The sequence below is a fragment of the Abditibacteriota bacterium genome, assembly GCA_017552965.1.
In the GTDB taxonomy this organism is placed as follows: Bacteria; Armatimonadota; UBA5829; order UBA5829; family UBA5829; genus RGIG7931.
This window is the reverse complement of sequence record JAFZNQ010000138.1, coordinates 1-19794: the sequence shown is the minus strand read 5'-3', so window position 1 is coordinate 19794 and position 19794 is coordinate 1. Positions and strand designations below refer to the sequence as shown.

The 19794-nt window shown below is 58.9% G+C and carries 15 protein-coding genes; all 15 read right to left on the bottom strand.

The annotated features are described in order from the left end of the window. The coding region (tuf, locus tag IK083_11200; GenBank protein MBR4750120.1) for an elongation factor Tu at positions 1-926 on the bottom strand (926 nt) is incomplete at its 3' end. A 161-nt stretch (positions 927-1087) separates the two neighbouring features. Next, positions 1088-3166, bottom strand: coding sequence for an elongation factor G (gene fusA / locus IK083_11195; protein MBR4750119.1), 2079 nt, complete (start codon positions 3164-3166; stop codon positions 1088-1090). Positions 3167-3220: 54 nt separating this feature from the next. Next, entirely contained in the window at positions 3221-3694 is a 474-nt protein-coding gene (gene rpsG / locus IK083_11190; protein MBR4750118.1) for a 30S ribosomal protein S7, read from the bottom strand. A gap of 17 nt (positions 3695-3711) precedes the next feature. Continuing rightward, a complete protein-coding gene (rpsL, locus tag IK083_11185) occupies positions 3712-4083 on the bottom strand; it encodes a 30S ribosomal protein S12 (GenBank protein MBR4750117.1) in 372 nt (123 codons plus the stop codon). Between the two features lie 289 nt (positions 4084-4372). Continuing rightward, positions 4373-5584 carry an ABC transporter permease gene (locus IK083_11180; GenBank protein MBR4750116.1) on the bottom strand — a complete coding sequence of 404 codons (1212 nt, stop codon included), beginning with the start codon at positions 5582-5584 and terminating at the stop codon, positions 4373-4375. 4 nt (positions 5585-5588) lie between these two features. After that, the gene (locus IK083_11175; GenBank protein MBR4750115.1) at positions 5589-6317 is read right to left on the bottom strand and encodes an ABC transporter ATP-binding protein; all 729 of its coding nucleotides are present in this window, start codon (positions 6315-6317) and stop codon (positions 5589-5591) included. Between the two features lie 29 nt (positions 6318-6346). Further along, positions 6347-8008, bottom strand: a complete 1662-nt coding sequence (locus IK083_11170) for an efflux RND transporter periplasmic adaptor subunit (GenBank protein MBR4750114.1) — start codon at positions 8006-8008, stop codon at positions 6347-6349. Continuing rightward, positions 7992-9287, bottom strand: a complete 1296-nt coding sequence (locus IK083_11165) for a TolC family protein (GenBank protein MBR4750113.1) — start codon at positions 9285-9287, stop codon at positions 7992-7994. The genes IK083_11170 and IK083_11165 overlap by 17 nt, the downstream gene beginning before the upstream one ends. Positions 9288-9412: 125 nt before the next feature. Continuing rightward, a complete protein-coding gene (locus IK083_11160; protein ID MBR4750112.1) occupies positions 9413-11143 on the bottom strand; it encodes a [FeFe] hydrogenase, group A in 1731 nt (576 codons plus the stop codon). Positions 11144-11157: 14 nt separating this feature from the next. Further along, positions 11158-13056, bottom strand: a complete 1899-nt coding sequence (locus tag IK083_11155) for an NADH-quinone oxidoreductase subunit NuoF (GenBank protein MBR4750111.1) — start codon at positions 13054-13056, stop codon at positions 11158-11160. Beyond that, entirely contained in the window at positions 13056-13559 is a 504-nt protein-coding gene (locus IK083_11150) for an NAD(P)H-dependent oxidoreductase subunit E (GenBank protein ID MBR4750110.1), read from the bottom strand. Before IK083_11150 ends, IK083_11155 begins: the two co-directional genes overlap by 1 nt. A 116-nt stretch (positions 13560-13675) precedes the next feature. After that, positions 13676-15316: a hypothetical protein gene (locus IK083_11145; protein MBR4750109.1), complete on the bottom strand. Its 1641-nt coding sequence runs from the start codon at positions 15314-15316 to the stop codon at positions 13676-13678. A gap of 67 nt (positions 15317-15383) precedes the next feature. After that, on the bottom strand, positions 15384-16019 hold the full coding sequence (locus tag IK083_11140; GenBank protein MBR4750108.1) for a corrinoid protein: 636 nt from the start codon (positions 16017-16019) through the stop codon (positions 15384-15386). A 119-nt stretch (positions 16020-16138) separates the two neighbouring features. Beyond that, entirely contained in the window at positions 16139-19231 is a 3093-nt protein-coding gene (locus tag IK083_11135; GenBank protein ID MBR4750107.1) for an alpha-mannosidase, read from the bottom strand. Positions 19232-19332: 101 nt separating this feature from the next. Next, positions 19333-19794 (bottom strand): AAA family ATPase (locus IK083_11130; protein ID MBR4750106.1); only part of this gene is annotated, 462 nt, incomplete at its 5' end.

Genomic DNA, 19794 nt, shown 5'->3' with positions numbered 1-19794 from the left:
ATGCTGCCGGGCTTCGCCAGAACCTGGCCGCGCTCGACTTCGTTCCTCTGGATACCACGCAGCAGCGCGCCGATGTTGTCACCGGCTTCCGCCTGGTCCAGCAGCTTGTGGAACATTTCAACACCGGTAACAACCGTGTGGCGGGGTTCGTCCATCAGGCCGACGATGTCTACGGCATCGGACACCTTCACGGTGCCGCGCTCGACACGGCCGGTGGCCACGGTGCCGCGGCCGGAAATGGAGAACACGTCTTCAACGGGCATCAGGAAGGGCTGGTCGGTCGCGCGTTCCGGTTCCGGAATATAGCTGTCGACCGCGTCCATCAGTTCCCAGATGCATTTGCACTCGGGAGCGTTGTCCACGTCGGTGCCGCCGTTCTGCAGGTACTCCAGGGTCTTCAGAGCGGATCCCTTGATGATCGGGATGTCGTCGCCCGGGAAGTCATAGCTGCTCAGCAGTTCGCGGATTTCCATCTCGACCAGCTCCAGCAGCTCTTCGTCGTCCATCATGTCCGTCTTGTTCATGAACACAACGATGTAGGGAACGCCGACCTGGCGGGCCAGCAGGATGTGCTCGCGGGTCTGGGGCATCGGGCCGTCGGGGGCGGACACAACCAGGATCGCGCCGTCCATCTGCGCCGCGCCGGTGATCATGTTCTTGATGTAGTCGGCGTGGCCCGGGCAGTCAACGTGAGCGTAGTGCCGGTTGGCAGTCTCGTATTCGGCATGATAGATGTTGATGGTCACGCCGCGCTCTCTTTCTTCGGGAGCGGAGTCGATCTTGTCATAAGGCTGATACTTGGCCCAGCCCTTGGTGGACAGCACTGCGGTCATGGCAGCGGTCAGTGTGGTCTTGCCATGGTCAACGTGACCGATGGTACCGATGTTGATATGGGGCTTCGTTCTCTCAAATTTTTCTTTAGCCATTTTTTCCTCCATAAAACTATAGGCATAAAATTGGCTGTGGCATTCTTTGCGTGAGACAAAGGCTGCCTTAGGGCCCGAAGGCCCGGGTCTCAGTCCGACCCTTTACAAAGACACAGCGGGAATAATCGACTCACATTCCATGTATCTGTTTGTATACTGTGTTATGCTCCGAAGAGCTGCCGGGACACCTCCGGGGGGACCTGGCTGTAATGGCTGGGCTCCATGGTAAAGGTGGCCCTGCCCTGGCTCATGCCCCTCAGGGTGGTGGCGTAGCCGAACATGGCTGCCAGAGGCGCTTCGGCCCGCAGCTGGGATGCCTTGCCCTGAACGGCTTCCATGCTGATGATCTTGCCCCGGCGGCTGTTCATGTCGCCGATGATGTCTCCCAGATAGTCGTCGGGAGTGTCGATCTCCACCAGCATGATGGGCTCCAGCACTATGGGAGAGGCTTTTCTCACGGCTTCCCTCATAGCCATGGACGCGGCTATCTTGAAGGCCGCCTCCGAGGAGTCCACTTCGTGATATGAGCCGCCTGTGACGGTGGCCCGTACGTCCACCAGCGGGTAGCCTGCCACTGTGCCCTGCTCCAGGGCGCTTCTGATACCGGCTTCCACGGCCCCCATGTATTCCCTGGGTATGTCGCCGCCCGTCACCTTGTCAACGAACTCGAAGCCCTGTCCGGGCTCCAGAGGCTCTATCTCCAGTATGACGTGGCCGTACTGGCCCTTGCCGCCGGTCTGCTTGGCATATTTGTAGTCCGACCGGGAGGCCTTGGTGATGGTCTCTCTGTAGGACACCTGAGGCTTGCCGCTGTTGGCCTCCACCTTGAACTCCCTGAACAGGCGGTCCATGATGACTTCCAGGTGCAGCTCGCCCATGCCGGCTATGATGGTCTGGCCCGACTCCTGATCCGTGAAGGTCTTGAAGGAAGGGTCCTCCGCAGCCAGCTTCGAGAGCGCCAGGCCCATTTTGTCCTGATCGGCCTTGGTCCTGGGCTCGATGGCGATGGAGATGACCGGCTCGGGAAAATCTATGTTTTCCAGCAGCACCAGATGTCCTTCCTGGCACAGGGTCTCTCCGGTGGTGGTGTCCTCCAGGCCCACCGCAGCGGCTATCTCGCCGGCATACACCCGCTCCACTTCTTCTCTGTGGTTGGCGTGCATACGCACCATGCGGTTGATGCGCTGCTTCTTCCGGCGGTTCGCATTATAGACGGCGACGCCCTTCTCCAGCACTCCGGAATACACCCGGAAAAAGGTGAGCTTGCCCACGTAGGGGTCCGTCATGATCTTGAAGGCCAGGGCGGCAAAGGGGGCGTCGTCGGACACCTCCAGCTCCACCTCTTCGCCGGTCTTGACGTCGGTGGCCCTGATGGCCTCCACGTCCAGAGGCGAGGGCAGATAGTCCACCACGCCGTCCAGCAGGGGCTGCACGCCCTTGTTGCGGAAGGCGGAGCCGCAGAACACGGGCACCAGCTCCAGGCTGATGGTCCCCTTGCGCACCGCTTTTTTGATGTCGTCGGCGCTGACGGGCTCCTCCATGACAAACTTTTCCATCAGGTCTTCGTCGCACTCGGCAGCCTTTTCCACCAGCTCCTGCCTGTATTCCTCGGCCTGAGCCAGGTACTCCGCCGGCACCTCCGTCACCCGGAACTCCTTGCCGTCGGTGGCGCCTTCTTCATATATGACGGCCTTCATGGCCGCCAGGTCGATGACGCCTATGAAGCTCTCTTCGGAGCCCATGGGTATCTGCATGGCCACGGCGTTGGCGCCGAGACGCTCCCTGATCTTGGAGACTACGCCGAAAAAGTCCGCGCCCACCCGGTCCATCTTGTTGACAAAGGCGATCTTGGGGACCTTGTATTTGTTGGCCTGTCTCCACACAGTTTCCGACTGGGGCTGCACGCCGCCCACGGCGCAGAATACTGCCACAACTCCGTCCAGGACTCTGAGGCTCCGCTCCACCTCTACGGTAAAATCCACGTGCCCGGGAGTATCGATGAGATTGATGCGGTGGTCCTTCCAGAAGACTGTGGTGGAAGCGGAGGTGATGGTGATGCCCCTCTCCTGCTCCTGCTCCATAAAGTCCATGGTGGCGCCTCCCTCGTGGACTTCCACGGTGTTGCGGATACGGCCGCAATAATACAGGATGCGCTCGGACGTGGTGGTCTTGCCTGCGTCTATGTGAGCCGCGATGCCTATATTCCGTGTTCTCTCCAAAGGGTATTCTCTGCCGGTCAAAAAACTGCTCCTGTCAGCTTGACAGCCGCGCTGTCAAAACAAATAAATATATACTTACCACCTGTAGTGGGCGAAGGCCTTGTTGGCTTCGGCCATCTTGTAGGTGTCTTCTCTCTTCTTCACCGAGGCTCCGGTGTTGTTGGCTGCATCCATCAGCTCGCTGGCGAGCTTTTCGGTCATGGTGCGGAAGCCGCCCTTCTTTCTGGAATTGCCCACGATCCATCTGAGAGCCAGGGATATCTGCCGCTCGGGGCGGACTTCGCCGGGGACCTGGTAGGTGGCGCCGCCGACTCTGCGGGGGCGGACCTCAACGGCGGGCTTCACATTGTCCATAGCCGCGTTGAATATCTCCAGACCGGACTTGCCTGTCTTTTCTTCGGCGATCTTCAGCGCGCCGTACACTATCTTCTCGGCCACGCTCTTCTTGCCGTCCAGCATGACTCTGTTGATGAGGCGGCTCAAGAGCTGATCTCCGTACACCGGATCAGGCATTATCTCTCTTTTCTTTGCTGGTCCTTTTCTTGGCATTTTCTTACTCCTTTCGATTACTTAGGCTTCTTGGTACCGTACTTGGAACGGGACTGCATCCTGTCCGAGGTGCCCGCTGTGTCCAGAGTGCCCCGGACCACGTGATAGCGGACGCCCGGGAGGTCCTTGACTCTGCCGCCTCTGATCAGGACCACGGAGTGCTCCTGCAGGTTGTGGCCGATACCGGGGATGTAAGTGGTGACCTCGGTACCGTTGGTGAGTCTGACCCTGGCCACTTTCCGCAGAGCGGAATTGGGCTTCTTGGGGGTCTCGGTACGGACTACCAGGCAGACGCCGCGCTTCTGAGGATTGCCCTTCAGCGCAGGAGCCTTGGTCTTCTTCTTGATAGGAGTTCTTCCTTTGCGAACTAACTGGCTTATGGTTGGCATAAGCTGTCTCCTTGAAAAATAATAGTGTGTCAGATCATCTAAGCCATAAAAAAAGCCTTCGTGGCACACGAAAGCTGACTTGACAAAATATCACTAAAAGCAATATCGGGTGTCAAACGCTTCTTCTTGCCTTACAAGAATACTCTGTAGCTTTTTAATACAAACAAAAGTACAGCCAGACACTGACCTTTATTATTATACCAAAACGCGGGAAGGGGTGTCAAGGGGGCAGGAGAAGATTTTTCGGATATTCCGGAGAGACGGGGCGTCTCTCCGGAATAGCGGGGTCTTATTCGTATCTGAGGGCCACGATGGGATCCAGGCGCGAGGCCTGCCGGGCGGGATACCACCCGAAGAAGATGCCCACCACCGCGGCAAACACGAAGCTCAGCAGTATGGACTGGACGGATATACCCGGTCCCCCGCCCTCGTTCATCTTGGTGACGAAGATGAAGGAAAAGGCCACTCCCAGCAGGACCCCCAGGAGTCCTCCGCTGACGGACAGGGTGATGGACTCGATGAGAAACTGGTTGCGGATGTCCGACTGCTTGGCTCCCAGAGCCTTGCGTATGCCTATCTCTCTGGTGCGCTCCGTGACGGACACCAGCATGATGTTCATGATGCCTATGCCGCCTACCACCAGGGAGATGGAGGCTATGCACAACAGCAGTATGGAAAAGGTCTTGTTGGTCTCGTTGACCATCTCCAGAAAATCCGCCTGGTTCTGGATGGAGAAGTCGTTGTCCTCTCCCTCCCTGAGCTTGTGGCGCTTGCGCATGACCTTGGTGGCGTCATCTATGATGCCGTTGATGGCGGCCTGGTTTTTGGCCTGCATGGTGATGCTTCTCACCGTATCCACGCCGAAGAGCCTTTTCATGGCCGTGGTGATGGGCACCATGACTATATCGTCCGGGTCAAAAAAGCCGCCGCCGCCCTTTTCCTTCAGCAGGCCCACCACCGTAAACTTGGTGCCCTTGATGGTCAGCTCCTTGCCTATGGGGTTGGCTCCGTTGAAGATGTTCTTGTTGGTGGTGGTGCCTATGACGCACACTCTCGCCGAGGAGCTCACGTCTCTGTCCGAGATAAACCTGCCGTGGGTCACGGTGTAGGAGTTGATCTCGGCGTAATCCGGGTCCACGCCGTTGATATTGACGCTGGCGTTGTTGTTGAGATACTTGATCTGGGCGGACTCGCTGACCTCGCAGGTGATCTTGTCTATGCCCGGGCACTTGTGCTTCAGACGCTCGGCGTCCTCCCGCTTCAGGGCCACGGAATTGGCGCCGCCGCCCCTCATACCCATAACGCCGGCCCGGAGGGTGATCTTGTTGGAACCCATGGACTGGATGCGGTTCAGGGTGGCCTGCTTGGAGCTGTTGGAGATGCTCATCATGCTGATCACCGAGCCCACGCCTATAATGACGCCCAGCATGGTGAGAAAAGACCGCATCTTGTTGTTTCTGATGCTGGCAAAAGCGGTCTTGAAGCTGTCGCCTATATTCATATTGTCAGTCCTCTTCCTCCACGGGCAGATCCTTCAGCACATCGACGGCGCTTATCTGGTCCGTCACCTTTTCGTCGCTCACCAGCCTGCCGTCCTTGAAGCGGATGATGCGGTCTGTGTGCTTGGCCACGTCGTCTTCGTGGGTGACTATCAGTATGGTCTTGCCTTCCTTGTGGAGCTCCTGGAAAAAGGCCAGGATCTCCTCGGTGGTGCGGGTGTCCAGATTGCCCGTAGGCTCGTCGGCAAAGAGCACCACGGGAGAGTTGATGATGCTGCGGGCTATGGCGACCCGCTGCTGCTGGCCGCCGGACATTTCGGAAGGCTTGTGATACAGCCTTTCCCCCAGCCCCACTCTTTTCAGGCTCTCGATGGCCTTTTCCTCGTCGGGCCGGCTGCCGGACTTGTACTGCATGGGCACCATCACCTGCTCCACCGCCGTCATCTTGGCTATGAGGTTGTAGCTCTGGAACACGAAGCCTATCTTGGCGCTGCGGACCTCCGCCAGCTCGTCGTCGGTCATGTTCTCCACGTTGACGCCGTCCAGCTCGTACAGGCCGGAGGTGGGCCTGTCCAGGCAGCCCAGAATGTTCATAAAGGTGGACTTGCCGGAGCCGGAGGGGCCCATGATGGCCACGAACTCTCCCGCGCCTATCTCCATGGTGATGTGCTTCAGCACGTGGAGGGGCTCCCCGCCGGTATAATAGGTTTTTTGTATATCTTTGACCTTGATCATATTTTTATCCCCGTATCGGCTGTTCGCCTCTACATAGGAGGTCCTCCCATGCCTCTCCTGGGCGTTTTCTGCACCTCGAGGCTCTTGGGCATCACTACCTGCTCGCCTTCCGTGACGCCCGACTTGATCTCTACCATGTCGTCGCCGAAGATACCCAGCTCCACCTTCTTCTGCACGGGCTTTTTGCCCTCCATGACCATCACGGCGGTGGTGCCGTCAAAGTTGGTCTGGATGTAGTCCTCGGGGAGAGCCAGCACGTTCTCGCTCTTCTGCACTATGAATTCGCAGGAGGCGTTCATCTCCGGCTTTATCTTGGTATTGGCTTCGTTGATGGTGACCTCCACGGGGACCGTGGTGACGCCGGAATTGGTCTCGGCGGAAGCCGCTATGCGCGACACAGTGCCGGAAAACTTTTCGTCGGGGAAGGCGTCCACGGCTATATCCACGTACATGCCCATGGTGATCTGGCTGATGTCCGTCTCGTCCACGTCCACGGAGACCATCATCTTGGTGGTGTCGGCTATCTCAAAGATGACTACGCCGGAGCTGGAGCCCGCGGTGGAGGCTTTACCGGCCATGATGATGGAGCCCTCTTCCGTCCACTTCTTGGTGATGATGCCGGAGCGGGGGGCGGTGATCTTCGTGTAGTTGTAGTTGGTCTCGGCGTTATACACCGAAGACTCGGCGGAAGACACGCTGGCCCTGGCGTCGGTCACGTCCGAACGGCGGGAATCTATATTCTTCAGATTGGCCTGGGCGGTGACCAGAGAAGCCCTGGCCTGATTGAGAGAAGCCTCGGCGGAAATGACAGCCTGGTTCTTGATCTCTACCTGGGCCTTGTTTTTGACAGCCGTGTCATAGGACTTCTGAGCCTGGGTGACCCGGTTCTCGGCGACCCGGATGTCTTCGGAGAGCTGGTTGTTGATCTCATCGTAGGCTACCCTGGCGTTTTCGCAGGAAGCCTTGGCGGACAGATAGGCCTGCTCGATGGTGTCAAAGTCCTGCCTGGAGATGTAGCCCTTTTCCAGCAGGCCCTTGTTCCTCTCGTATTTGTTCGCCGCCTGGTCAAAGGAGGCCTTGGCGCTCTCGTAGCTGCTCTTGGCCGACGCCTTTCTGGTGGCGGAGGAGGAGGTCTTCAGCTGCTCCAGGTCCGACTTGGCCGTGTCCAGATTGGCCCGGGCCGTATCTATCTCGTTTTTGCTGAGAGCGGGCTGCAGCTGGGCTTCCTTTTTGGCCTGGGCCAGACGGGCCTCGGCGCTCCTGACGTTTTCCCTGGCGGACTCCAGATCGGCATAGACGCTCTTCTCGGAGATGGCCAGATTGTTTTCGGCAGAGGAGAGCCTGGCCTTGGCGCTGGTGAGGGAATTCTTTTCCTTTTCCAGAGCCGTGAGCACGTCCACCGGGTCTATCTCGGCCAGCAGCTGGCCCTGCCGCACGTAGTCGCCCTCGTCGGCGTGGAGCTTGACTATGGTACCGCCCACGTTGGACTTGATCTCCACCGTGGTCACGGGAGTGATGACGCCGTCGCAGGACACGCTGTTGACGATGGTCTGCCTCGTCACCTTGCCGTAAACGGGGACGGGCTGGGACTTCTTCTTGTTTTTATACACCCAAAAACCTGTCAAGAGCCCTATGACGAGGACTGCGATCACTATACGTATGATGAGAGGCTTTCTATTCTTCTTTTTCATTCTGCTCGGCTCCTATAATGCCTATCGTGCCTGTCTGATAGTCCATCTCTATGAGATCTATCTTGTAGTTGTATTTGGAGTTGATGCTGTTGGAGAGAGCGGTGTCCAGCTGCATCTGAGCGTTGAGGATGTCCAGATTGGTAGCCATGTCGGCGGAATACTTTTCGGTCTGGACCTCTCTGTTCTTGCGGGCTGCCTCCAGACCTGCCTTGCTGGCCTCGATCTGGTCCCTGGCTATGAGTATGTCGCTGTAGAGGGAGGTGACGGCATGAGTGATGTCGTTGACCAGGTCCTCCCTGGTGATCCTGGCGTTGTCCAGGGACAGCTTTCTGGCCTTCACCGTGGCTTCCCGGGAAAAGCCGTCAAATATGTTGAGGCTGATGGTCCCCATGATCCGGGCGTCACTCGTGTAGAGCCGGTCCCGGTCAAAATACCGGTTGTAGGAGCCGGTCACGTCCAGCTTGGGCAGATATTCCCTCTGGGCGATCTTCTTGTCCGTCTCGGCAGCATTGACGGCGTGGTCCTGAGCGGTCAGGTCGGACCGGTGGTCAAGGGCCAGCCGGATATACTCTTCGAGAGACTCCAGCTCCCGGTCGTCCTCCGGGGCGCCGCCCTTGACGTCAAAGCCTTCGGTGATGGGGAGGCCTATGGTGTTCTGCAGATCGTTCAGGGCTTCCTTCGCGTTGCTCTGACCGGTGAGCAGAGACACCCGGGAGTTGGCCAGCTGGGACTGGATGGACAGGATGTCCACCGGCGCGGCGACCCCCTGCTCTATCTGAGCCTCGGTCTCCTTTTCCAGCTGCTCATAATACTCCACGGCGCTCCGGGATACCTCCAGGAGCTCACGGTTCTTCAGCAGATTGTAGTAGGCCCGGCTCACGTTGAAGACCACTGTCTGCAGGGTGCGGTAGTAGTTTTGCTGCTGCTGCTCCCTGGAGGACCTGGCGGCGCTGAGGTTCAGCTCCCTGAGGCCCATGTCAAAGAGCTTCAGAGAGGCGGACAGGGTGGTGCCCTTGTCCATGGTCCTGTGCTTCTTCTCGGCTATCTCAAAGGTGTCGTTGGACAGGGAGAGCTGTGGAAAATACTGGCTGAGCGCCCGGGTCACGTTGGTCCCGGAGGACTCCAGATTGTTGCGGGCTATGGCCAGGTCCGGATTGACCACGCAGGCCATGGCGATGCACTCGTCCAGGGAAAAAGGACCCGCCGGCGCGTTTTCCTGAGCCAGGCAGGAGGCCAGGCACAGCAAAAACAGAAAACATGATAGGCATATTTTCTTCATAATATTCTCCATAGTAAAATTCGTATCATAACTAAGACGCTCCGGGAGCGTCAAAACCTTCGGACAAAAGAGGGGGACCGTAAAAAAAAGAGCACGGGACCCGCAAAGGGCCCCGCGTTCGAACGTTATTCTTCCTCGGGCCACCGGCCGGTGACCTTGTTTCTCGCTTCGTAGCTGGTGTGGAGTATCTCGTGAGCGGCATGGGAATTGGGCTCTCCCAGATGGCGCTCGTAGATGGCCTTCACGTCGGGGTTGTCGGCAGGGTTCTTGAGAGCAGCCAGGACGTCTGCGTTGTAGATGGTGTCCTTTCTCAGCTCTCTCTGAGCCATCTCGTTGGGCACGGGCTGTCCGCCGCCGCCGATGCAGCCGCCGCGGCAACACATGACTTCGATGATGGTGTATTCCTTCTCACCGGACTTGATGGACTCGATGAGCTTGCCCGCGTTGTCCATGCCGTTGACGATGGCTACCTTCACGGTGATACCCTTGTAGTCCAGATCGATCTCCTTCAGCTCCTGAGTGCCTCTGCAGGCCTCGACCACGCCGCCGTCATTCATGACAAAGCGGACCACGGCTTCGGCCACGCCGCCGGACACGCCGAATATCACGCCGCCGCCGGTGTACTGGCTGAGAGGATTGTCCAGCTGGGTCTCGGCCATATCGGCCAGATTGAAGCCGTACTCTCTGAAGAGCTTGATGACTTCCTGGCTGGTGAGGACCACGTCGGTCTCCCGCTCGCCGTCCTTGGTGACCAGCTGCTTTCTGGAGGCCTCATACTTCTTGGCAGTACAGGGCATCACGCTGACCACGTAGAACTGCTTGCCGGTCATATCCAGATCCAGATCCTCGGCCAGATACTTCTTCACGTAGGCGCTGAGCATGCCCTGAGGGCTCTTGCAGGTGGACAGGTTCTGAAGGAACTCGGGATAGAACTCCTCGCAGTACTTGATCCAGGCGGGGCAGCAGCTGGTGAAGAGAGGCAGTCTCTCGCCCTTCTTCACGCGGCCCAGGAACTCGGTGGCCTCTTCCCAGATGGTGAGGTCGGCGGACCAGTTGGTATCGAACACGTAGTCCACGCCCATCATCTTCAGGGCGGTGGCAGCCTTGGCCATGGCCTTGGGAGCAGTGTCGATGCCGTACTCTTCGGTGAGGGCGGCCCGGACGGAAGGAGCGAACTGGAACACCACGATCTTGTTCTCGTCGGCGATGGCTTCCTTCACCAGAGCAGTCTGATCCAGAGGAGTGATGGCGCCGGTGGGGCACACGGCCAGACACTGACCGCAGTTGATACAGGTGGACTCTGCAAGAGGCGCGTCAAAGGCGCAGGCGATCTTGGAGTTGGAGCCGCGGCCGGCAAAGCTGATGGCCTTGACGCCCTGGATCTCCTCGCACACCCGGACGCAGTTGCCGCAGAGCACGCACTTGTTGTTGTCACGGATCAGGGAAGGACCGAAGTTGTCCACCTTGGGATCCTTTTCGGGCTTCTTGAAGCGGATCTTGTCCACGCCGTAGGCGTTGGCGGCATCCTGCAGCCGGCAGTGACCCGACTTGTCGCAGGTCTGGCATTCGGAGGGATGGTTGCCCAGTATCAGCTCCAGAGCCATCTTGCGGATGCGGTTCACTCTGGGGGTGTGGGTCTTGATGATCATGCCGTCCGCCGGGGCGGTGGTGCAGGCAGTCATCAGCATGCCCTTTTCGTTTTCCACTATGCACATGCGGCAGGCGCCGAAGGGGGCCAGCTGCTTGTTGTAGCAGAGAGTATGCAGGTCGATACCTGCGTTGGTTATGACTTCCAGAAGGCTTTTTTCTTTGTCAAAAGCTACCGGCTGATTGTTGATAGTAATTGTTCCACTCATAAGTATTCTCCTCGTCAGAACTCAATAGCGCCGAACTTGCAGGTGGCCGCGCATACGCCGCACTTGATGCACTTTTCGCTGTCGATGACGAAGGGCTTTTTCAGCTCGCCGCTGATAGCGCCCACGGGGCACTTCTTGGAGCAGAGGGAGCAGCCCTTGCACTTGTCGGGTATGATGTGATAAGTCTTGAAGGCGGTGCACTTGCCGGCGGGACATTTCTTGTCATAGATATGCGCTTCGTATTCGTTTCTGAAATATCTCAGAGTAGAGAGTACGGGGTTGGGGGCAGTCTTGCCCAGAGCGCACAGCGAACCGTCGGATACGGCCTTGGCCAGCTCTTCGAGAGTCTCGATATCTCCGTCCTCACCCTTGCCGTCGCAGATCTTGGTGAGGATCTCCAGCATTCTCTTGGTCCCCTCGCGGCACATGGTACACTTGCCGCAGGATTCGGACTGAGTGAAGGTCATGAAGTACTTGGCTACGTCCACCATACAGGCTGTCTCGGACATGACTACCAGACCGCCGGAGCCCACGATGGCGCCCACAGCCTTGACGGAATCATAGTCCATGGACACGTCGGCCTTGTCGGCAGGCACGCAGCCGCCGGAGGGTCCGCCCACCTGGACGGCCTTCAGCTTGGCGTTGTTGAGGACGCCGCCGCCGATCTTGTACACTATGTCGCTCATCTTGGTGCCCATGGGCACTTCGATCAGACCGGAGTTCACGATGTCGCCGGTGATGGAGAAGGTCTTGGTGCCGTAGGAGCCCTCGACGCCGTTCTTCTTGAATTCATCGGCGCCCAGCAGCATGATCTTGGGCACGTTGGCAAAAGTCTCCACGTTGTTGATGATGGTGGGCTTGCCAAACAGACCGGAATGGGCAGGGAAAGGAGGCTTGGGGCGAGGCATACCGCGCTTGCCCTCGATGGAGGCCAGCAGAGCGGTCTCTTCGCCGCAGACGAAAGCGCCGGCGCCTTCCTTGATGTGTATGTCAAACTTCATGCCGCTGCCCAGGATGTTGTCGCCCAGGAGCCCGTACTTTCTGGCTTCTTCGATGGCGATGCCCAGGCTCTTGACGGCGTGGGGATACTCGGCTCTCACGTAGATCCAGCCTTCGTCGGCTCCTATGGCGAAGCCGGCTATGATCATACCCTCCAGGATGGAGTGGGGGCTGCCTTCCATAATGGCGTCGTCCATAAAGGCGCCGGGGTCGCCCTCGTCACCGTTGCAGACCACGTATTTCTTGGGCTCCGTCTCCTTGGCGCAGAAGTTCCACTTCACGCCGGTGGGGAAGCCGCCGCCGCCGCGGCCCTTGAGGCCGGAGTCGGTCATGGTCTTGATCACGTCGGCGGGAGTGGAGCGGAGAGCGTTGGCCAGACCCAGATAGCCGCCGATGCCTATATATTCGCGTATATCGTGGGGATTGATGCGGCCGCAGTCCTTCATGGTGACAAAGGTCTGGAGCTGATAGAAGGGGATGTCCTTGTAATTCTTGTAGCTCTTGCCGTTGGCGTCGGTGTGGAGCAGTCTGTCTATCACCTCGCCCTTCATGACGGTCTTTTCTACTATCTCATCGACGTCGTCCACGGTGACCTTCATGTAGGTGATGCCCTTGTCCGAGTCGTTGTCGGGGTCTATCTGAAGCAGGGGGCCGTGCTGGCACATGCCCTGGCAGCCGGTATGGGTGTAGTTGATGTTGTCCTTGACGCCTTCGTCAAACAGGTCGGACTTGGTGGCGATACCGTGCTTGGCAAGAGAATCCTTGAGGGCGGTATATACTTCGCCGGCGCCGGCGGCCAGACAGCCGTTGCCCATACACAGGGATATGCGGATCTTTTCCGCATTGCGCGCTGCCGAAACCTTGTCCCGCAGGCTTTCGAGATCGGCTACGATGTTAATCTTGGGGTCGGCCATTATGCTTCCTCCTTGGCTTTAAGTTCGTTTATCAAAGCAGTGATCTTGTCGGGAGTGACGTGCCCGTACACCTTGCCGTTGACTACCACTGCGGGAGCGAGTCCGCAGGCGCCGAGACAATTGACCTTTTCGACAGAAAAGAGTCTGTCCTCGGAGGTGATGCCGCCTTCGGGGATGTTGCAGACCTTCAGAGCAGCTTCGATGATGGGCTTGTTGTTCCGGACGTGGCAGGCGGTGCCGTTGCAGACCTTGATCATGTTCTTTCCCTTGGGGTCCAGGGAGAAGAAGGCGTAAAAGGTGGCAACGCCGTAGATGTTGGAGAGAGGGATGCCTGTCTGGGCGGAAACTTCCAGCAGCAGCTCTTTGGGCAGGTAGTTATACAGACTCTGTATAGCCTGCAGGATGGGGATCAGATGGTGTCTGTCCTTGCCGTGTTCGGCGACAAGGGAGCCCACAAACGCTTTGATCCCATCAGGGTCGTCTAATGCACATGCACAACTCATAAACAAACTCCTTGTTTGGATTATATATATGCTGAATCGGTACTTATGACATACCAATTAAATTATATCAGTTTTCAAAAACAAAAAGCAATAATCACAGACCAATTTATCGTATTTTAGGGCTGCCGGCGGATGTGATCCGCCAGGATATAGGACCAGAGCCTGGCGTGGGCTTCCAGACCCGAGGGAGTGAAGTGGGCTCCCTTGCCGTCGTATTCTCTGTAGTCCCCCACCAGGGTGTCCGTGTCCGGCCCCGCCAGAGCCACTCCCGTGTCCCACAGCCGCTGCTGGGCCTGCCGCACGGGCTCGTACATGCCCGTGTCCGCAGACATGAGGGAGGCCTTGGCCACGAACCAGGGGAACTGCCAGCCCGCGTCGCACACGGAAGCCCGGATGATGAGGGCCATGGTGTCGTAGTATTCGTCGGCGGTGGTGTCCGCGAACTGCTCCGACTCGCCCTGGTGCCAGATGACGCAGCGGAAGCCCCCCTTCCCCAGCTGGCGGAGCCTGTCCGTCATCCAGGAATACAGCTCACTGCCGGGGAGCCAGTATTTGGCCTCCATGCCCCCGTGACCCGTGGAAGCAAAGGCTATGGGCACGCGCAGGGCTTCGTAGAGATAGTCTCCGAGAGGAGGATACAGGCTACCTCCCTGATGGCCGTCAAAGCTGTCGTGCTGGCCGGGCATGGGGTCGTCGCAGAGCCGCCACTCCGTGCCGTCGGTGGCGGCAGCCATCTGCAGCCGGGAATGCATCCGCACGGCGGCCCGGTTGGTGGAGTTGGACTGGCCGGAGGACACTATGATCTCCCCTACTCCCGTCCTTTCGATCTCCTTCCGTCCCGTGACGGCGCCGCCCTTGCGGGCCGTGAGGGACAGGCGGTACCAGCCCCCGGAGGCCGTCTCGGCCTTCAGGCTGAAGCTGCCGTCGGGAGCCAGGGGGATGGGCTCCGGCTTCCCGGACAGCCTGTGGCCGGCAAAATTGGTGCCGGTGAGGGAGTATTCCAGCCGGTCGCAGGGGACCCGGACCCGTCCGGAAATGACTATCTCACCCCGGGCCCGGGTGCGGCGCTGAAACACCTGCCACTCCCGGGGAGAATACAGGCTGATGTCCTCATCCCGGTCAAAATACAGGGCGGGCTGCCGCAGGCGGGCCGCCTCCTCCTCTTCGCCGGCGCCGGCCCGGGCAGGGGCTATCTCCAGGGTCCCGGTCCTGCCCGCCGGGGTAAAGAGCTCTATGAGCTGCCCCCTGCCCTCCGGGCCGGTGACCAGCATATCGCCGGAAAATTCCAGAGCCTGCCTGCCCGTATTGAAGCGGACCCGGCTCTCCCGGGCCTCGGTGACGGGATAGGCCTTCAGGCCCCCGGCAAGGACCACGGCGTCATAGCCGTCGGCCAGTACCGTGCTGTAGCGCAGGGTGTCCCGGGTGTCGTTGACGACGGACACTCTGATCCTGTCTTCCCCGAAGTCATAGACCGCCCGGCCAAAATCCTTTTTCACGCACACCAGACTGTTCCCCTCCCGGGAGACGGTGACCGGGGCCCAGGTATTCTGGAGCCAGGAAGCCGTCCCCTCCGAGAGCAGCTCCCTGCCCTCTGTCTGCAGGGAAAAGAGCAGCTTCGGCGCCGACAGGCGGGCCGTGTAGCCTGCGGCCGTCACGGTGTATATCCCTTCCGCCTCGGTGATATCCAGAGAAAAGGCGGGCAGAGCAAGGGCCAGCAGCAGCAGCGCCAGGAGCCGGATGCGGCAGAGCATATCCATAGTATATTCTCCGTAATATATCAAAAAAAGCCGCCGGGATATATGCCGGCGGCTGTGAGTCGATGTATTAAGCTACGTTCAGCAGCTCCTTGGCCTTGTCCACGGCGGTGGCGGCGTCGGCAGCGTAGCTGTCGGCTCCTATCTCGTCGCAGTAGGACTGGGTCACGGGAGCGCCTCCCACCATGACCTTGGCGTTCTCCCGGAGGTTGGCCTCCTTGAGAGCGTCGATGGTCTCCAGCATGGAAGGCATGGTGGTGGTCAGCAGCGCGGACATACATATGATGTTTGCGCCCTTCTGCACGGCTTCCACGAACTGCTCGGGCTTTACGTCCACGCCCAGATCCATGATCTCAAAGCCGGCGCCTTCCATCATCATGGCCACCAGATTCTTGCCTATGTCGTGGAGGTCGCCCTTGACGGTGCCTATGGCCACAGTGCCCTTGCTCTCCACGCCCGCCTTCTGCAATTCGGGCTTCAGTATGTTCATGGCGTTCTGCATGGCCCGGGCCGCTATGAGGACCTCGGGGACGTAGAATTCGTTGGCCTTGAACTTCTCGCCCACTACGTTCATGCCGGCTACCAGACCTTCGTTCAGGATCCGGTCGGGGGTAATGCCCTCCGCCAGCGCTTCCTTGGTAAGTTCGACTACAACGGGCACTCTGCCCGAAATGATCCCTTCAGCCAATTTGTTAAGATCAGCCATATTGATTCCTCCAAATTATGCGCGTGTATCCGGGCATACGCCAATACGCCCGGAAAGCGCTGTCATAAAGATATTATATAGGATTTGCCCGCATAAATCAAGGGCCCGCGGGAAAAAATCTATTCTTCCCCGTCTTCCCGGCGGAACATCACCTTGAAGGTGCGTATCTCATAGGGCCTGATGACAAAGGACAGGCAGTCCTCCTCGTCCAGCTCGGCGCCGCCGCAGGTCTCCTCCAGCAGGTCCGTCTCGCAGCAGTAGATCAGGGGGTCGTCAAAGGCCACCCTCACCTCGCCTCTGGCCCCGTAGGGCTCGTAGAGCCTGAGTATATAGGCGCCGGGGTCGTCCTCCGCCTCCTTGATGCAGTCAATGATGGCGTTGCCCGTCAGCACCTCGGCAAAGCAGCCGTAGGTCGCCGGCGCGTCTTCGGCAGCCACTCCTCCCTCAAACAGCAGGGGGTTGTTGAGCTCGTGGGCGTAGAGGACCGTGTCAAAGAGACAGTCGTCCGTGTGGGGGAACAGGCTGTAGGTAAAGCTGTGCTCTCCCTGGTCCGCCTCGGGGTCCGGGCTGGTGGGGGCCCTCAGCAGGCTGAGCCTCATGTCGCTGCCCTTGATGTCCCAGCCGTATTTGCAGTCGTTGAGGATGCTGACTCCGAAGCCGGTCTCCGACAGGTCGGCGAACCTGTGCCCGGACACCTCGAACTGGGCCTGCTCCCAGGTGGTGTTGCTGTTGGTGCTCCTCTCGATGGTGCCGTAGGCTATCTCGTAGGAAGCCCTGTTGCTGCGCACGTCCACCGGGAAGGCGGTCTTCAGCAGAGTGTTGCGCTCGTGCCAGCTGACGGAGGTCCGGAAGTCGATGGTGCCCCGGTCGGTCCACAGGATCATATCCTGGGTGATGCTGCTCTGGCCGTAGGCGTATTTGCTGCGGAGGACGCAGCGGACGGGGCCCGCAAACACCAGATTGGGTCCGGACACCAGCCGGAACTCGTCGGACCTCTCCTTGTAAGTGGGCTCTATCTCCCAGGCGTCGTAGGCGGTGGGCTTGTCCTCAAAGACCTGCAGCAGGTTGGCTCTGGCGTTTTCGCGGAGCACGTCTCTCTCGGCCTCCGCGTCCCAGATCCTGCCTATGGTGCCGTCCTCGTTGAACACTATCTCAAAGAAGGGGGTGTTCAGCCGGCCGGAAAGGAAGGAAAAGTCGTGCTTTTTGTCCGGCTTGCCCTTTTTGAGGGTGATCAGCTTGAAGCCCATGGGAGGCACGTCGGGCACCTCTATGACCAGAGTGTCGGACTCGTACTGGCTGGGGAGAGGCGAGCCGTCGCTGTCAAAGGCCTGCAGCCCGAAGGGGGCTCCCTTGATCTCTATGGCGTCGGTCCTCAGATGGCTCAGCAGGTTGAACACCACCAGCTGGTCCTTGCCCACGCCGATGGAATCGGCTATGAACCGGGCTGCCTTGCGGGTGAGCTTGTCAGCCTTTTTCAGCACGGCGCTATACTGCTCGCCGGACTCCCGGTACACCTCCCGGATGCTGGAGCCGGGTATGATGTCGTGGAAATGATTGAGCAGCACGGTCTCCCACATGGAGGTCAGGTCCTTCTTGGGATAGGCGAAGCCGCATTTTTTGGCCATGGAGCACAGTATCTCGGCGTTCCTCAGGGCTATCTCGCACCTGCGGTTGTTCTTCTTGTTGTTGGCCTGAGAGGTGTAGGTGCCCCTGTGGTATTCAAAATACAGCTCGCCGTTCCAGACGGGGAGCCGGTCCGAAGCCTTTTCCACCGAGTCGGTAAAAAAGCTCTCCGCGGTGCCTGTGCGGGCCCGGGGGAAGCCGGGAGCGTTGGACAGACGGCGTATCTTCTCCAGATTGAATCTGGTGGGGCCGCCGCCTCCGTCCCCGAAGCCGTACACGGCCAGATAGTCCGGCTCGGTGAGCTTGTCGGGATAGTTCTTGACTACGGTCCTGTAATGGCCGGGAAAGTCCAGATTGTCCACGTAGGTATTGGACAGGAAGCACTTCAGGCGGGAGCCGTCTATGCCCTCCCACTTGAACACCTTCCAGGGGAAGGGGTTGGTGTCGTTCCAGGTGAGCTTGGTGGTCATGAAGTAGTCTATGCCCGCCTTTTTGTATATCTGGGGCAGACTGTAGGAGTAGCCGAACACGTCGGGCAGCCACCCTACCCGGACCTTTTTGCCGAACTCCTTCATAAAGAACCGCTGGCCGTAGAGGCACTGGCGGACCAGGCTCTCTCCCGACAGCAGATTGGTGTCGTTTTCCACCCAGGTGCCGCCTATGGGCTCAAACCGGCCCTCTTTGACCCGGGCCTTCACTTTCTTGTACACCGAGGGGAAGTGCTGCTTCAGATAGAGGTACAGGGGCACCTGAGAGCAGTTGAAATAGTATTCCGGAAATTCGTCCATGAGGCTGGTGACGGTGGAATAGGTGCGCCCCACCTTTCTCATGGATTCCTTGAGAGGCCACAGCCAGGCCACGTCTATATGGGAATGGCCGGTGTAAACAGCCTCGCCCAGGGCCCGGTGAAAATCTATGGCCGCCAGCTCCTTTGCCAGAGCGGCGCGGGCCTCGGCCAGGGCGGACCGGAGATATGCCCTGTCGCCCTTTTTGGTAAAGTCCACCATATGGAAGCACCGGGCCAGCACGTCATAGACGGCGTTTTTGAGCAGCTCGTCCTCCAGGGCGGAGGCCACCTCGAAGGGCACCAGAAAGTCAAAGCCCGCCGCCTCCGTTTCCTTGTCTATGACGTACATGCGGCTGGAGCGCAGCACGAAGGGCATACGCTCATCCCGGGGCAGATATTCGTGATAGCCTCCGGTCTTGATCTCTATCTCCAGCAGGTATTCCCTGCCGGCCTCGGCCTTTTCCGCCAGACGCACGTAGCCCCGGTTGTCGTCTATGCCCGAGAAGGGCTGGCCGTCCACGGACAAAAGCCCCTCGCCGGAAGCCAGGAATTCAAAGGCCACGTAGCTCCCCTCCCACTCGTCGGGTATCCTGACCCGGGTGGAGAAAAAGGCGGTCTGACCGGCTTTCGCCCATACGTCTCCTATATTGACGGTACGTTTGTTCCCGAGATATTCGTATTTTCCAAAGTCCTTGTACAGGGCGTTCTCGCAATCCCAGCCCTCTATATCCCTTGCGTCGGTGATGACCAGGCTCCTGAGCTCTCCCAGACGGGTGCGCAATACAGCGTTTTGTGAAGGCATATCCTGCTCTCCTTGTAGTATTCTTACCGATATTATATCACATATGGGCCCGGAACACAAACCCGCAAAAAAAGCCGGGGCGTTTCCGCCCCGGTGGATGCTTACGCTTTTTCAAATACGAAGCTGTCCTCCCTGACCCCGCACCGGATCCTGTCCTGGGGTCTGAATTCGCCGTCCAGCAGCTTCATGGCCAGCGGATCCTGTATCTCCCTTTGGATGGTCCTCTTGAGAGGCCTGGCGCCGAACTCGCCGTCATAGCCCATGTCGCTTAGCTTGTCCATGGCGGCATCGTCAAATTCCAGAGTGAGGCCTCTGGAGGCCACCCGCTCCTGCAGGTAGCGCAGCTGCAGAGCGCATATCCTGCGGATGTGCTCCTTGGCCAGGCTCCTGAAGAAGAGCAGCTCGTCAATACGGTTGATGAACTCGGGCTTGAAGCTGCGGAGCAGCAGCTCGGTCAGCAGGGTCTTGATCTTCTCAAAGTCTCTGTCGTAGTCGTGCTCTCTGATGATGTCGCTGCCCAGGTTGCTGGTCATGATGATGATGGTGTTCTTGAAGTCCACCGT

Coding starts and splice junctions, on each gene's coding strand:
- IK083_11155 (MBR4750111.1), bottom strand. CDS start 13,056: ATGGCCGACCCCAAGATTAACATCGTAGCCGATCTCGAAAGCCTGCGG.
- IK083_11160 (MBR4750112.1), bottom strand. CDS start 11,143: ATGAGTGGAACAATTACTATCAACAATCAGCCGGTAGCTTTTGACAAA.
- IK083_11145 (MBR4750109.1), bottom strand. CDS start 15,316: ATGGATATGCTCTGCCGCATCCGGCTCCTGGCGCTGCTGCTGCTGGCC.
- IK083_11165 (MBR4750113.1), bottom strand. CDS start 9,287: ATGAAGAAAATATGCCTATCATGTTTTCTGTTTTTGCTGTGCCTGGCC.
- rpsL (MBR4750117.1), bottom strand. CDS start 4,083: ATGCCAACCATAAGCCAGTTAGTTCGCAAAGGAAGAACTCCTATCAAG.
- IK083_11150 (MBR4750110.1), bottom strand. CDS start 13,559: ATGAGTTGTGCATGTGCATTAGACGACCCTGATGGGATCAAAGCGTTT.
- IK083_11175 (MBR4750115.1), bottom strand. CDS start 6,317: ATGATCAAGGTCAAAGATATACAAAAAACCTATTATACCGGCGGGGAG.
- IK083_11170 (MBR4750114.1), bottom strand. CDS start 8,008: ATGAAAAAGAAGAATAGAAAGCCTCTCATCATACGTATAGTGATCGCA.
- IK083_11135 (MBR4750107.1), bottom strand. CDS start 19,231: ATGCCTTCACAAAACGCTGTATTGCGCACCCGTCTGGGAGAGCTCAGG.
- IK083_11140 (MBR4750108.1), bottom strand. CDS start 16,019: ATGGCTGATCTTAACAAATTGGCTGAAGGGATCATTTCGGGCAGAGTG.
- rpsG (MBR4750118.1), bottom strand. CDS start 3,694: ATGCCAAGAAAAGGACCAGCAAAGAAAAGAGAGATAATGCCTGATCCG.
- IK083_11180 (MBR4750116.1), bottom strand. CDS start 5,584: ATGAATATAGGCGACAGCTTCAAGACCGCTTTTGCCAGCATCAGAAAC.